The sequence below is a fragment of the Halomonas sp. V046 genome (genome assembly GCF_052645355.1).
Genome location: NZ_JBQXYF010000017.1, coordinates 41,350 through 55,343, shown reverse-complemented (window position 1 = coordinate 55,343; position 13,994 = coordinate 41,350). Strand labels below are relative to the sequence as shown.

Genomic DNA, 13,994 nt, shown 5'->3' with positions numbered 1-13,994 from the left:
CCGATAGGATGAGACCATGAAACCCGAGATCAGAGTCGCCGTCGTGCAGGACAGCAGCGTGCCCTTCGATGCCGCGGCCACGACGCAAAAGTGCCTGCGACTTATTGAGGAGGCGTCCGGCGAGGCCGCTGAACTGGTTGTCTTTCCGGAGGCCTTTCTCGGTACCTACCCCAAGGGGATGACCTTCGATGCCCCAGTGGGCACGCGCCTGCCCGAGGGACGTGACGACTATCTGCGTTATTACGATGGCGCCATCGACATGGCGGGGCCCGAGCTTGCCGAAATCGAGAAATCTGCCGGCGACAACAACGTGTTCGTGGTGATTGGCATCATCGAACGGGGTGGCGCGACACTTTACTGCACGGTCGTCTTCATCGACCCGGTGCGTGGCATTATCGGCAAACGCCGCAAATTGATGCCGACGGGATCCGAACGTCTGGTCTGGGGGTTTGGCGACGGCTCCACACTCGACGTGGTCGACTGCAGCCTGGGCAAAGTCGGCGCGGTCATCTGCTGGGAAAACTATATGCCGGCCTTGCGCGCCGTCATGTACGACCAGGGCATCGAACTCTATTGTGCGCCAACCGCCGACAGCCGCGACACCTGGCTGCCCTCCATGCAGCATATCGCCATGGAAGGCCGCTGCTATGTGCTGAGCGCCTGCCAGTACCTCAGACGGGGCGACTTTGACGACGAGTATCGCTGCGTCCTTTCCGACGACCCCGATTACGTGCTGATGCGAGGTGGCAGTGTGATCGTCGGCCCGCTCGGGGAGGTCGTGGCGGGACCGATCTTCGACCGCAGCTGTGTGATCTACGCCAACATCGATCGGGCCAGCCTGGTGAAGAGTAAGCTCGACTTCGACGCCGTCGGCCACTACGCCCGCCCCGACGTCCTCTCGGTCCGGGTCGACCGAGAGGCAAAGAAGCCGGTGCTATGACCGGCGCCCTGAGCAGGCCACATGAGCTGGTCAAGTGAGCTGGCCAAGTGAGCAGGCCAAGGAAGAGCGACCAGAATAGGCCGATGCCAGGACAAAGGGCCATTCTGGCCTACTGCCCTGGTCGCAGATGATGGCGTCGGCCAAGCCTTCCCGCGAGGCCTAGTGCAGCCCCTCGGCCAACCAGGCCAGCTGTTCCGCCGCCGGCACCTCACGGCACCCTCGGCGGTTCTGCCCCGACCACAGCGGGGAAAAATCACCGCTGTGGTTGGCTTCTCCCGCGGCCCGCAGTTCACACAGGCCTGCCGGCGCCAGGGGAAAATCGGGGACCCGGTCGTTCATCGGGCCAAGCTCTCGCATCAGCCGATTGACGATCCCGCGGGCCGGACGCCCCGAAAACAGGTTGGTCAACGCCGTTGGCGCCTCGGCCTCGAGCAGCGCACGCCGGTGGACCGCTCGTGTGGTGGCCTCCGGGCAGCACAGGAAGGCCGTTCCCACCTGCACCGCCTCGGCGCCCAGCGCCAGGGCCGCGGCGACCCCGCGCGGCTCGCCGATGCCACCGGCGGCAATCACGGGCACCGTCACGCTATCCACGATCTGCGGCACCAGTGCCAGGGTACCGAGCTGCAGGCCAAGGTCGTCAGACAGAAAATGGCCACGATGGCCCCCCGCTTCGATGCCCTGGGCGATGATCGCATCTGCCCCATGGGCCTCAAGCCAACGCGCCTCGTCCACGGTAGTCGCGGTGGACACCACCAGCGCCCCGCTATCCTTGACCCGCCCCAGCAACGCGGGCTCTGGCAGGCCGAAATGGAAGCTCACCACCTTCGGTCGATGGCGCTCGACCAGGTCACAGGCCTCGGCATCGAAGGGCCGTCGCCCCGGATCGTCCGAGGGCGGTGGCGGCGCGATACCCAACTCCTCATGAAAGGGCGCCAGGAGCCGGTGCCAGGCGCTCAAGCGCTCCGCCTGCGCCTCGGGCGGCCGATGACAGAAGAAGTTGACGTTGAGCGGACCGTCGCCTTTCAGCTCCGCCAGGGCACGATCCAGCGCCTCGACGGACAGCATCGCGGCAGGCAGCGCCCCGAGGCCGCCTGCCCGCGTAATCGCGCTGGCCAGAGCCTGGTCCTGTGAGCCGGCCATGGGGGCCTGGAAGATCGGCAGTCGAAGGCCAATTCGGCGCATCAGAGACATGTGTCGGGTTCTCCTGGGAAATAGGTCAAACGTGAATCAGCGACCGTCCTTGCCCTTGGTCGCGCTAGGCGGCGGCGAATTCACCGAGGCCGGCGGCGACAGGGTCAGGGTATCGCCGCGCATGGCGATATCGAATCGTCCAAGAAAGCTCATGCCGAGCAGCACCATATCATCCTCAAGGCCCGGGCTGATGGAGCCCGGCACGTTGCGAGCCTCGAGTCCGGCCAGGCTGACCCGCTCGAGCGTCGCCAAGTCGCCACGTACTCGTCCGTTGGCGGTACGAAACCAGGCGCTACCTTCGCTCTTTAGCCCCAGCTCGTCGGCCAGACTGTCCGGCAGTGCCACTCGCGTCGCGCCGGTATCGAGCAGGAACGTGACCTCCTGCCCATTGATCCTGCCCGGCGCAACAAAATGGCCCCCCGGGCCGCGCTTGAGCGTCAACGGCTCACCCGGCGCGACGCTCTGCAGGTGCGCATTGGGGTTCATCTTCTCGTCCAGCCAGCCCTGAGCCCACCAGGCCCCCAGGCCAATGAACAGGCCCCAGAACAGAATCAGCATGGCGAGTCCCGGGCGGCGGGTGGCGTGTCGCCGAGTCATCCTCTCTCCTTGGGGTACGCCAGACGACCAACGCCGTATGGCGGGCTGCGGTGATGGCGACTGTACTGACAGCCACGGTGCAACGAGCATCGCCATCTGCCAATCCAGGGACGGTTTATCATGACAGTTTCCACTAGCTCACTCCATACGCGCCCGTGTCACACCGACCGCGACAGCATTGCCTTACGTCACGAAACGCCAATGACCCACGGCCCTCGTCGCCGACCAGACCCACGCTCCAGCCTTCGGCGGCACCTCCTCCCGCGCGGCACCTCGCTGGCGGCCACCGCCGTCGCCAGCGGCCTGGTAGTGGGTCTGCTTGGCTTGCCGGCATTTGCGGCACAGGCCTTCGATGGCGTCGAGAAACAGGTCTTCGAGATGCCGAGCTACACGACCCTCGGCGGGAAAACCATCGCCCCGGTCCGAGTCGGCTGGGAAGCCTATGGCGAACTCAATGCCGCCCGGGACAACGCCATCCTGATCACCCACTTTTTTTCCGCCACCAGCCATGCGGCGGGACGCTACACCGAAGACGATGCCGCCCCCGGCTACTGGGATGCGATCATTGGCCCCGGCAAGGCAGTGGACACCGATCGCTACTACGTCATCTCCTCGGATACCCTGGTCAACCTCAACGCCCACGACCCTCGGGTCACGACGACAGGCCCCGCCACCCTCAATCCAGCGACCGGAGAGCCCTGGGGCACCGACTTCCCGGTAGTGACCATCGGAGACTTCGTCAACGTCCAGGCGGCGCTGCTCGACGAGCTTGGCATCGAACGACTACACGCGGTGATGGGGGCATCCATGGGCGCCCTGCAGGCCTACGAATGGGCCAGCGCCTACCCCGAGCGGGTCGAGCGGCTGATTCCGGTCATCGGATCCGGCGTGGCGGATCCTTGGCTGATCGCGAGCCTCGATAGTTGGGCGATGCCGATCCGCCTCGATGCCAAGTGGAATGGCGGCGATTACTACGCCAGCGAACCGCCGCTCGATGGCCTCGCCGAATCATTGCGGCTGGTGACGCTGCAGGCCAATCACTGGCGCTGGGCCGATGCTGCCTTCGATCTCAGCTGGGCCACCCCGGAGGAAGATCCCGCCGGCGATCTTGATGCCGAATACGCCGTCGAGGCGACGCTGGACGATATCTCCGCGGCAAGGGCCAGCACCGCTGACGCCAATCACCTGCTTTACCTGGTCAAGGCCAACCAGACCTTCACCCCCGGCCACGCCGGCGACGCGGCTGCCGGGCTTGCCGCCATCGAGGCACCGACGCTGATTCTCTACAGCGAGGACGACCTGGTCTTCGCCCCCGAGTCGGTGCGCGAGACGGCCCGGTTGATCGCAGCCGATGGTACTCCCGTGGACCTCGAGGTGCTGAAGGGCGATCGTGGCCACATCGACGGCGTGGTCAGCATCGCCCAGGCGGCGAAAAGGATCGGGGATTTCCTCGACGCCCCGGTCCCATCGCCCTGACCCCACCACCTCCTCTGCGCCTGCGCCTGCGCCATCACACGGTAATGGCGCAGGCGCTGCGCGAGTGGCTCGCTCGCGGCCATGGGTCGGGCGCTGAAGGTAACGCTGGTGCGCGAACGGCAGGCGACGCCAGCGGTGCGCGACTCCTGGGCGAGCGACTTTACGCGACGGGCGTCGCGTGTTCGGATACCCGTATCGTCCCAACCTGCCGCCAATTGACGGCCCATCACGAGGAACCTCTGTGAACGACGACGCCACTCTCACTGCCAGCGAGCTCGACAGCGGCATTCTCTACCGCCTGTTCTCCGGTGCTATTGCCCCGCGCCCCATCGCCTGGGTCTCCACCATCAGCAAAGACGGCCACGCCAACCTGGCCCCCTTCTCGTTTTTCACCGTCGCCAGCGTCGCTCCTCCTGTTCTTGCGTTTTCGCCGCTGCTCAACGGCGAAGGAGCGACCAAAGACACCATCGCCAACCTCAAGGATGTCGGCGAATGCGTGGTCCATATCGGCGGAGAGGCCCTGGCTCAAGCGCTCAACGCCACCAGCGCCAGCCTGCCACCCCAGGATGACGAGTTCGAGCACGCGGGGCTGACCAAGGCCCCGCTCGGTGACTTGCGGGTGCCGCGCATCGCCGAAGCCCCGATCGCCTTTGGTTGCAAGCTTAGAGATATCCTCCATTTCGGCGACTCCCCCCTGGCCGGCAATCTGGTGCTGGCCGAGGTCACCGTGATACACGCCGCCCCCGAGGTCTGGGACGGGCGCCACGTGGGGGTCGAGGCGCTCAAGCCCATTGGCCGCATGGCGGGCAGCGACTACATCCGCTGCACGGACCTGTTCGCCCTCGAGCGACCGAAGTAGCGAAGCGCTGTTAGCCACGGGAAGCCCCCTGCCCGACCATCGCCACAAGATAGTCACTGACGCACTGGTGGCGGCGGCAAGGGCGACACCCGGCTGACGCTGGCCGAGCGACAGCGGCCACGTTCGAGACAGCGGCCACGTTCGAGACAGCGGCCACGGTCTCGAGGCGGATCATCACTCGCGTGCCGTGGCAGCAAGCGCCTACCCCATGGAAGGCCTGAGAAGAGAGAGCAGGCACAGATAGGCGCCGAGTACCAGCAAGCCGACCAGGAAGACCTGCCGAAACCTCGCCTCGGACAGGCGCCGGCGCCACCACTGCCCGAGGCCCATGCCAATGAAGGCGGGCACCACGGCGACCAGCGAGCCACCGAGCAACTCCGCCGAGAGCAGCGCACGCTCGTTGAGCGCCAGGGCAAGACTCAACGTCGAGAGACTGAACAGCAGGCCCATGGCCTGCACCAGAGCATCTCGCGGTAACCCGATAGCCTGCAGATACGGCACGCCCGGAAAGACGCTGGAGCCAGTCATGCCCGTCAGCACACCATTGAGTGCGCCTGTCACGCAGGCTTGAACAGGGTTGCCGACGAGACGCAGCGACCGGCGGCGCAAGTTCATCACCGCATAGAGCATCAACAAGCCGCCGAGCAACAGCGACAACCAACGGGCATCGACACTAGCCAGTACCCATACCCCCGGCCACACCGCCAGCGATGCGGTCAGCAGAAAGGGCCACAGACGCCGACACAGGGCAAGCAGATGGCCGCCGCGCAGGGCCTGCCACAGGTTGGTGACCACCGTGGGCACCAGCATCAGCGCCATGGCTACCGGCAAGCCCAGGGTGGCGGTCAACAGCGCCAGCAAAATGGTCGGCATTCCCATGCCGAGGACGCCCTTGACGACACCTGCCAGCACGAAGATGGCCGTGACCATGGCCAGACCGGCAGCGTCCAGTGATAGCCCCATCAGACCCCGCCCTCACGGCGCGACTCCCAGTCTCGAGCCGCTTGCCGTCCACGGGCTTCGTTGACCTTCAGACAGATCACGATGGCGAGAACGAAAAAGGCTGCGCATAGCAGAATAGAGGCCTGCAGGCCGACCACGGCCTGCAACAGCCCAAGCCCGACGATCCCTACCACGCCGGCTAGCTTGTTGGCCAGGCCCCAGAAACCGAAGAACTCCGCCGACTTCTGCGCCGGTGAAAACAGCCCCACCAGCACGCGACTCGCAGACTGGCTGGAGCCGAGGCTCAGACCGGCGAGACACCCCACCACCAAGAACAGTTGCTGCGCCTCCCAGGCCAGTCCGAAGGTCGCATTGAGCCACTCCGTGACCTGGGGAGTTGCCCAGATCGACAGAATCGCCAGCACCCATAGCACCAAGGTGAACAGGTAGGTGACTCGAGTGCCGATGCGGTCCTGTATCACGCCAAAGCCGAGCGCCCCGGCGGCGGCGGTGAGCTGAACGATGATGAACATCAGATTGCGGGTGGTGGCATCCCAGCCGATCACCTGGGCGCCATAGATGAAGGCGAAGGCAATCACGATGTAGACCCCGGCCATCGAGAACAGCAGCGAGACCAGGAAGATCCCCAGGTCCCGAAAATGACGCAGCTCGTGCAGGGTGGTCGATACCCGGCGCCAGGCGATCTGGGTGAAGGACACCGCCACCGGCTGTGACTGGCCGCGCTCCTTGAGCCACGCAAAGGTGGGAATGGCCGCGACCAGAAAGAAGCCCGCGGCGAAGGGACCCACCCAGCGAATGCGCTCGAAGTTATCCTCGGTCGCCTCACCCAGCACCGTCAGAGTGAAACCCGCCGCCACCAGCCCACCGATGTAGCCCAGTGCCCAACCGAAGCCGGAGATTCCACCGAGTTTTTCCGGCGGTCCGAGGCCCGGCAGGAAAGCCGCGATGAAGGACTCGCCCATGGAATAGGCGTAGTTGGAGAAGATGATCAACAAAAGCCCCAGCACCACATAACCAGGCTCGACGAAATAGAGCATGGCCGTCGTCGCCACGGTGGCCAGGTAACTCACGAACAAGAAACGCTTCTTCTCGGCGCGGTAGTCCATGACCGCACCACATAGCGGCCCGGTCACCACCACCAGCAGATAGCTGACGGCCAGCGCCAGACTCCACAGCAGATTGGCTAGCCGGAAGTTGTCGTCACGGTCGCCGACGATCACCGTGGTGAATAGCTCGCCGAACACCACCGTAATGATCAGCAGGGTATAGGCCTGGTTGGCGAAATCGAACATCGCCCAGCCGAAGATCTCACGGCGTGAGGCACTGGGGGCCACAGCTCGCTCTGCACTCGTCACGCTCATCGCGCCGTCCTGTTGGCGTAGGGACGCTCAAGATACCAGCCTTGGCGCGGCCCGCGCCACGCCATGCGCGGAGTCGAGAACCGGCAAACGACTTAAGTCCCGACGGCGGCGGTGCTACCCTCAGGCTTTTACCATGTGACCCGCCCATGACTCCCACGGATCTGCTCGCCGGTGCCACCGGCCAGGATTGGCACCTGCGCCTGGCCGGCCTGATCCAGACCGCCGCCGACGCCGACTTTCCTCGCCATCTGGAGCAGGCGCTCGGTCAGCTGGTGCCTTTCGACACCGTCATCATCCACGCCTACCGGGGCCGCGGGCGCCCGTTGGTGGTGCACGACAACTATCCCCCCCATCGGCGCGAACAGGGCATCGACCGCTATCTGAGTCGAGTCTATCTGCTCGACCCCATGTTCCAGGCCACCGAAGCCGGCCTCGACAACGGCGCCCACCGGCTCAGGGACCTGGCGCCGGACCGCTTCGAAGCCAGCGAGTACCACGCCCACTACTACAGAGCCCTGGGGCTGCGCGACGAGGTGGGCCTTTTCGCTCGGGTCGCAGACGATACCGTGCTCGTGGTATCGCTGGGGTTCGGTGACCAGGCCCCGGCGCTGACGCGTCGCGCTCTTCAGGCCCTGCGCCACATCACCCCGGTGGCGGCCGCTCTGCTCACCCAGTTCTGGACCTGGCAGCGCCCGCGCTTCGATACCGACAACGATGCCGTAGAGCCCGTCGATGCCGCCTTCACCAGCTTCGGCCAAGGCCAGCTCACCCCCCGCGAGCAGGAAATCGTGCGCCTGCTATTGGCAGGCCACTCCACCAAGTCCGCCGCCCGCGAGCTCGGCATCAGCGACGGCACCGTGAAGGTCCACCGCAAGCACCTCTACCAGCGCCTGGACGTATCGAGTCAGGCCCAGCTGTTTCGCTGTTTTCTCGACCACGTGGCGTTGATCTCACGCCAGCGCCGCGACTAGCGGCACTCGCGGCCCGGGGTCGGGCACTAGAAACCGTACGACAGGTAGAGCCGGCCTTCCCAGACATCCAGGTCGTCGTGGCCGAGGCTGAGATAGCCGGCGCTGACCTCCAGCAGGGTCGCCTCGCCCATCAGCCAACGAGCACCACCACGCAGAGTCCCGGTCCAGTCCGACGGCTCCTCCCATTGCAGGTCGGCATTCAGGTAACGCCCGTCGTTGGGACGTTCGAAGGCCCAGTCCACCCCGGCTTCGAGGTAGGGCATGACGAGATTTTCCTGGTCGATCGTCCACAGCCGGCTGACCTCGCCACTGAGCGTGGCCACGCCGACGTTCCAGCTATCCCCCGGCACCTCGACGCGAACTGGCGCTCCGAAGACGTTTCCGGACAGGTCATAGTCGTCGCTACGCTCATGCGAGTAGTACACGGAGACCGTCGGCCGCAGCAGCGCCTCCCCCCAGTGATACTGGCCGTGGGCATTGATGGCACCCCCAAAGCTCTCGGTGTCGTAGTCCCCTTCGAGGGTGGCGATATCGGTCTCATTGTCACCGAAACGCCAGATCAAGGAAGCGTCAAGCGCCCAGTCACGTGACAACCGATAAGCCACATAAGGGGAAACGCTAAACCCGTCTGAGGCGTTTTCCCAGGCACCACCGAAGCCATCACTGCGGCTCGAATCGACACTGACACTGACCCCGGCAACGGTGTCTTCAGCGACCCAGCGGTCTGCCCCGACGGCCACCACGCTGGATTTGCCGTCCAGGTCCTGGCCATCACGCCGATCGTTGATATCAAGATGTCGAGCGTCTACCCAGGTGTTCCACGGTGAGGACGGCTCGCCCTGCCGCCCTTGGGTGACAGGGACCTGGGAGCGAACCGCCGCTTCCAGCGCCGTCATCGAGCGCTGGCCGGCCAGCCTCTGGAGCTCGGACTGGGGACAGCTGATCGTCGGCAGGCTACCATCCGCCAGCGGCTGTCCGCCGAGGCGAGGGTCGTACCGCGGATCGATACAGCGCCCCGGCGGTAGCGGCGCCCAACCCGGGGGCGCCTGCCCCGAGGCCACCGATTGCACCGACACCGCCGGGACTTCCGGGGTCACCCCCTGACCGGGACGGCCGCCCTCGGGCGTCAGGGAGCCGAGCGGAGGCGTGACACCTGGGGGCAATGACGGCATCACCCCGGACGGCGGCAAGGTTCCCACGGGCGGCGTGACACCCGGCGGCAGCGACGGCATCACCCCGGACGGTGGCAAGGTTCCCACGGGCGGCGTGACACCCGGCGGCCGCGACGGCATCACCCCGGACGGCGGCAAGGTTCCCACGGGCGGCGTGACACCCGGCGGCAGCGACGGCATCACCCCGGACGGTGGCAAGGTTCCCACGGGCGGCGTGACGCCCGGTGGCAATGACGGCATCACCCCGGACGGCGGCAAGCTGCCAATCGGTGGCCGAACGCCTTGGGGCAATGACGGCATCACCCCGGACGGTGGCAAGGTTCCCACGGGCGGCGTGACGCCCGGTGGACGCGACGGCATCACCCCGGACGGCGGCAAGGTCCCCACGGGCGGCGTGACGCCCGGTGGACGCGACGGCATCACCCCGGACGGCGGCAAGGTTCCCACGGGCGGCGTGACGCCCGGCGGCCGCGACGGCATCACCCCGGACGGCGGCAAGGTCCCCACGGGCGGCGTGACGCCCGGAGGACGCGACGGCATCACCCCGGACGGCGGCAGGCTGCCAATCGGTGGCCGAACGCCTTGGGGCAATGACGGCATCACCCCAGACGGCGGCAAGGTTCCCACGGGCGGCGTAACGCCCGGCGGCCGCGACGGCATCACCCCTGACGGCGGCAAGCTGCCAATCGGTGGCCGAACGCCTTGGGGCAGCGACGGCGTGATGCCTCCGGGGCGGGAGAAATCAGGAAAGATCTCACCAATAGGCGGCGTGATCCCAGGACGGCTCGGCAGCTGAATCTGCCCCGCGGGGGGCAAGGTAAAGCCGCCCTTCTGGTTTTGCGTATCGAGCTGGCAGGGTTTGCCGCCATTCAGGTCGAGTAGCTTATGCACCCCGCCATTGCCATTGGACACCACCGGCGACAGCGTCAGGTGAAGGCCCCCCGGGTTCTTGGTCCAGCGATCGATGCTCTGATTGCCCTGGGCAGCATCGAGGCCGAAATCACCGCCCGACGTGCCCGATAGCCATACCGAACGCGAAGCGTCGTTGGTGGTACCTATGAAAGCCAGGCCACCGGAACCACTGCACTTGGCCGCGAGAGCAGGCGCGGAGAAGGCCATCAAACCGACAAGAAGAATGCCCACAGGCAGGGGCAGAGCACGCGACAACATGTAAGTGATCCGGAAGAGAGGACGATGAAAACTGTCTGACCGCCGTAGCCTTGGCGAGACAAATCTATGCTAATTCAGCTTAAGATTACCACCGACCGGGGCGCGCCGCGATGACGCCTGCGGTTCCCCGCAGGCCGCGACCGTGTCACCGGGACCAGCGCCTGTTGCCTGAGCGCCGAACACGGCGAGATGCCGTTACCACGCCTGGACAGTGCTGCGCCGGGCGCCCGGACTACCGACGCGTCCACGACGTAGCGCCAACGATCCGACATACCCCCATAAGGATATGTCGCGTGCACAGCCGACCTACGCAGACTGGCCTCATCTCAACAGGAGGCCAACCAATGACAACATCGACCCCTTCTTGCCACGCCAAGGCCACATCGACCACCACGACATCCGTCACCGCCCGCCCGGCACTCGACGCCGAGGCCCTGTGGCAACAGGACAAGGATCACTTCATCCACCCGTTTACCGACTTCAGTCAGTTTCATGACAAGGGGTCGGAAATGATCACCGATAGCGATGGCATCTACGTCGCCGATGTGCACGGCAACCGCTTCATCGATGGCATCGCGGGGCTCTGGTGTGTCAACGTCGGCCATGGCCGTGCGGAAATCGGCCGGGCCATGGCCGACCAGGCCACCCGCATGGCCTACTTTTCGACGTTCAACAACCTGTCGAACGCACCGGCGGCCCAGCTCGCGGCCAAGCTCGCCGAACTGGCGCCGAGCCATCTCAACCACGTCTTCTATACCTGCGGCGGCTCCACCGCCAACGATGCCACCATTCGTCTGGTGCACTACTACTTCAATCGCCTCGGCAAGCCGACCAAGAAGCGCATCCTGTCGCGCAACAACGCCTACCACGGCACCACTTATCTGGCCGCCAGCCTGACCGGTATCGCCAGCAACAACTGGGAATTCGATACGCTCGACCACCTGGTTACCCACGTAAGCGAAGCCAATCTCTATCGTCGCCCCGATGGCATGAGCGAAGACGCCTACTGCGACCATCTGGTCGAAGAATTCGAGGCCACCATCGCCGATATTGGCGCCGACAACATCGCCGCCTTCATCGCCGAGCCGATCATGGGCGCCGGCGGTGTTCTAGTCGCTCCCCGCGGCTACCACGCCCGCATGCAGGCAGCGTGTCGGGCCAACGGCATATTGTTTATCGCCGACGAAGTGGTCACGGGCTTCGGCCGGCTCGGACATTTCTTTGCCTCCGAAGACGTCTTCGACACCCGTCCGGACATCATCAATATCGCCAAAGGACTGTCATCGGGCTATGCCCCTCTAGGCGCCACCTTGATCTCCGACGAGCTCTACGACGTGCTGGGAACTCCCCAGGGCAAGGGCGGGGTCCTCAGTACCGGCTTCACCTACTCGGGCCACCCCGTCAGCTGCGCCGCCGCACTCATGAATATCGAAATCCTCGAGCGTGAAGCGATCTGTGCCAATGTGCGCGACGTTGGCCCGTACCTGGAGCAGGCTCTGCAGGGGCTGGCTCACCACGAAACGGTCGGCGATGTGCGTGGAAGCCACTTCATGATGTGCATCGAGAACGTCGCCAACAAAGCGACCAAGGCGCTGTTCCCGGTCGACGCCAGGGTCGGCGATCGCGTCGCCTTCGAGGCCCAGAAACGCGGCCTGATCATTCGTCCGGTGGGCCACCTGAACGTCGTCTCTCCTCCTCTGATCTGGACCCGAGAGACCGTCGATACCGCCGTCGCGATCCTGGATGAGGCGCTCGCGGCCACCACCGACTCGCTCAAGGCCGACGGTTTCCTGTAGGCCTGCGCACGTGCCGGCAGCGCGACCCGAACACCCCGTGGAGGCCTCGGCCCCCGGGGGCAGCTCCTGGGTCGTCTGTTCTCCTTCGCTCCCTCACACAACAGCTCGGCCTCTACAGGCCGCAACAATAGTCCGGAGCCTGCATGGAAACCTATGGCATATGGAGCCTGGTCCCCACCCTGGTGGTGTTGATCATGGCCATCATGACTCGCCGAACCATCGAATCGCTGCTCGCCGGCTGCCTCGTCGGCCTGTTCATGATCGACCCTTCCGAGGTCATCACTCGAGGTTCCAACATCCTGCTCGAGGTCCTCGGCAATGATACGGTCACCTGGATCATTCTGGTCTGTGGACTATTCGGCAGTCTGATTGCCTTGCTGGTCAAGACCGGCGGCGTATTGAGCTTCGGCGACGCCATGACCACGCGCCTGGCGTCGCGTCGTCAAAGCCTGATCACCACCTGGGTGCTCGGTCTGGTGATCTTCGTCGATGACTACCTCAATGCGCTGACCATCAGTGCCTCGATGAAGAAGATCACCGACCGCTATGGCGTATCCCGGGAAAAGCTCGCGTACATCGTCGACTCCACCGCGGCCCCGGTGTGCATACTGGTGCCCTTTTCCACCTGGGCGGTATTCTTCGCCGGCCTGCTCGAAGACAACCATGTCACCGCCAACGGCATGTCGTTGTACATCGAGTCGATCCCCTACATGGCCTACGCCTGGGTCGCGGCGGCCATCGTCCCCTTGGTCGCGCTCGGCTGGTTGCCCGACATCGGACCGATGAAGACCGCCGAGGCACGCGCCCGTGGCGGCCAACCGGTACCCGACGGGGGCGAAGACAATGCCCTTTCCCTCGAGGCTAGCGAGGGCGGCCAGACGCCCCACCTGATCAACTTCCTGCTGCCCATCGCCAGCCTCATCCTCGCCACCTGGTACTTCGACATCGATATCCTCCGCGGCGTTATCGTGGCCCTGGCCGTCACGCTGGTGTTGATTGCCGCACAGCGGCTATTAAGCTTCGACGCCACCTTCGATACGGCACTGGACGGCTTCAAGGCGATGATCATGCCGCTGGGTACTCTGGTGGCAGGCTTTACGCTCAAGGAAGTCAACGATGTGCTCGGTCTCACCCAGGTCGTCATCGATGCCGTCGAACCACTCATGACCGCGGGGCTATTGCCGGCGGTGGTCTTCGTCACCATGGCGTTTCTGGCCTTCGCCACCGGCTCCTTCTGGGGCTTGTTCGCGGTGGCCATGCCCATCGTGCTGCCGCTGGCCCAGAGCATGGATGCCAATATGCCGCTGGTCGTCGGGGCCCTGATTTCCGCCAGCGCCTTCGGTAGCCACGCCTGCTTCTATGGTGACTCCACGGTGCTCTCTGCCCAGGGCAGTGGCTGCAGCCCGATGGCCCATGCCCTGACCCAATTGCCCTATGTCCTGATTGCCGCGGCCCTGGCCACCGGTGTATTTCTGTTGATCGGATTTCTGTGAGCCTG

At 65.2% G+C, this 13,994-nt stretch carries 12 protein-coding genes; 7 read left to right on the top strand and 5 right to left on the bottom strand.

The annotated features are described in order from the left end of the window. Positions 1 to 16: 16 nt before the first annotated feature. Positions 17 to 940 (top strand): carbon-nitrogen hydrolase family protein, encoded by a 924-nt coding sequence (locus tag ACUN9Y_RS19530; protein WP_445462406.1) that lies wholly within the window; start codon positions 17 to 19, stop codon positions 938 to 940. 159 nt (positions 941 to 1,099) lie between these two features. Here ACUN9Y_RS19530 and ACUN9Y_RS19525 read toward each other — a convergent pair whose 3' ends face one another. Both ACUN9Y_RS19525 and ACUN9Y_RS19520 read right to left on the bottom strand, forming a co-directional pair. Beyond that, positions 1,100 to 2,131: an NAD(P)H-dependent flavin oxidoreductase gene (locus tag ACUN9Y_RS19525; RefSeq protein WP_445462405.1), complete on the bottom strand. Its 1,032-nt coding sequence runs from the start codon at positions 2,129 to 2,131 to the stop codon at positions 1,100 to 1,102. A gap of 36 nt (positions 2,132 to 2,167) precedes the next feature. Then, the gene (locus ACUN9Y_RS19520) at positions 2,168 to 2,728 is read right to left on the bottom strand and encodes a retropepsin-like aspartic protease family protein (protein WP_445462404.1); all 561 of its coding nucleotides are present in this window, start codon (positions 2,726 to 2,728) and stop codon (positions 2,168 to 2,170) included. A 201-nt stretch (positions 2,729 to 2,929) separates the two neighbouring features. Here ACUN9Y_RS19520 and ACUN9Y_RS19515 point away from each other — a divergent pair, with 201 nt between their 5' ends. Together ACUN9Y_RS19515 and ACUN9Y_RS19510 are read left to right on the top strand one after the other, a co-directional pair. Beyond that, positions 2,930 to 4,204, top strand: a complete 1,275-nt coding sequence (locus ACUN9Y_RS19515) for an E22 family MetX-like putative esterase (RefSeq protein ID WP_445462403.1) — start codon at positions 2,930 to 2,932, stop codon at positions 4,202 to 4,204. 241 nt (positions 4,205 to 4,445) lie between these two features. Next, a complete protein-coding gene (locus ACUN9Y_RS19510) occupies positions 4,446 to 5,063 on the top strand; it encodes a flavin reductase family protein (protein WP_445462402.1) in 618 nt (205 codons plus the stop codon). 201 nt (positions 5,064 to 5,264) lie between these two features. Here the strand turns inward: ACUN9Y_RS19510 and ACUN9Y_RS19505 are convergent, their stop codons facing one another. Both ACUN9Y_RS19505 and ACUN9Y_RS19500 read right to left on the bottom strand, forming a co-directional pair. Continuing rightward, positions 5,265 to 6,026, bottom strand: a complete 762-nt coding sequence (locus tag ACUN9Y_RS19505; RefSeq protein WP_445462401.1) for a sulfite exporter TauE/SafE family protein — start codon at positions 6,024 to 6,026, stop codon at positions 5,265 to 5,267. Then, positions 6,026 to 7,387, bottom strand: a complete 1,362-nt coding sequence (locus tag ACUN9Y_RS19500; protein ID WP_445462400.1) for an MFS transporter — start codon at positions 7,385 to 7,387, stop codon at positions 6,026 to 6,028. Before ACUN9Y_RS19500 ends, ACUN9Y_RS19505 begins: the two co-directional genes overlap by 1 nt. A 146-nt stretch (positions 7,388 to 7,533) precedes the next feature. Here ACUN9Y_RS19500 and ACUN9Y_RS19495 point away from each other — a divergent pair, with 146 nt between their 5' ends. After that, positions 7,534 to 8,358, top strand: a complete 825-nt coding sequence (locus tag ACUN9Y_RS19495; protein ID WP_445462399.1) for a response regulator transcription factor — start codon at positions 7,534 to 7,536, stop codon at positions 8,356 to 8,358. Between the two features lie 26 nt (positions 8,359 to 8,384). On the opposite strand, the gene ACUN9Y_RS19490 is transcribed toward ACUN9Y_RS19495, so the two are convergent. After that, a complete protein-coding gene (locus tag ACUN9Y_RS19490) occupies positions 8,385 to 9,521 on the bottom strand; it encodes an autotransporter domain-containing protein (protein WP_445462398.1) in 1,137 nt (378 codons plus the stop codon). Between ACUN9Y_RS19490 and ACUN9Y_RS19485 the strand changes: the two genes are divergently transcribed. From ACUN9Y_RS19485 to ACUN9Y_RS19475, 3 genes are all read left to right on the top strand, one after another. After that, the gene (locus ACUN9Y_RS19485; RefSeq protein ID WP_445462397.1) at positions 9,505 to 10,326 is read left to right on the top strand and encodes a hypothetical protein; all 822 of its coding nucleotides are present in this window, start codon (positions 9,505 to 9,507) and stop codon (positions 10,324 to 10,326) included. The genes ACUN9Y_RS19490 and ACUN9Y_RS19485 overlap by 17 nt on opposite strands. A gap of 718 nt (positions 10,327 to 11,044) precedes the next feature. Continuing rightward, positions 11,045 to 12,496, top strand: a complete 1,452-nt coding sequence (locus tag ACUN9Y_RS19480) for an aminotransferase (RefSeq protein WP_445462396.1) — start codon at positions 11,045 to 11,047, stop codon at positions 12,494 to 12,496. 143 nt (positions 12,497 to 12,639) lie between these two features. Beyond that, a complete protein-coding gene (locus tag ACUN9Y_RS19475) occupies positions 12,640 to 13,989 on the top strand; it encodes a Na+/H+ antiporter NhaC family protein (RefSeq protein WP_445462395.1) in 1,350 nt (449 codons plus the stop codon). Positions 13,990 to 13,994: the final 5 nt, after the last annotated feature.

Coding starts and splice junctions, on each gene's coding strand:
- ACUN9Y_RS19480 (WP_445462396.1), top strand. CDS start 11,045: ATGACAACATCGACCCCTTCTTGCCACGCCAAGGCCACATCGACCACC.
- ACUN9Y_RS19520 (WP_445462404.1), bottom strand. CDS start 2,728: ATGACTCGGCGACACGCCACCCGCCGCCCGGGACTCGCCATGCTGATT.
- ACUN9Y_RS19495 (WP_445462399.1), top strand. CDS start 7,534: ATGACTCCCACGGATCTGCTCGCCGGTGCCACCGGCCAGGATTGGCAC.
- ACUN9Y_RS19500 (WP_445462400.1), bottom strand. CDS start 7,387: ATGAGCGTGACGAGTGCAGAGCGAGCTGTGGCCCCCAGTGCCTCACGC.
- ACUN9Y_RS19475 (WP_445462395.1), top strand. CDS start 12,640: ATGGAAACCTATGGCATATGGAGCCTGGTCCCCACCCTGGTGGTGTTG.
- ACUN9Y_RS19505 (WP_445462401.1), bottom strand. CDS start 6,026: ATGGGGCTATCACTGGACGCTGCCGGTCTGGCCATGGTCACGGCCATC.
- ACUN9Y_RS19530 (WP_445462406.1), top strand. CDS start 17: ATGAAACCCGAGATCAGAGTCGCCGTCGTGCAGGACAGCAGCGTGCCC.
- ACUN9Y_RS19515 (WP_445462403.1), top strand. CDS start 2,930: ATGACCCACGGCCCTCGTCGCCGACCAGACCCACGCTCCAGCCTTCGG.
- ACUN9Y_RS19525 (WP_445462405.1), bottom strand. CDS start 2,131: ATGTCTCTGATGCGCCGAATTGGCCTTCGACTGCCGATCTTCCAGGCC.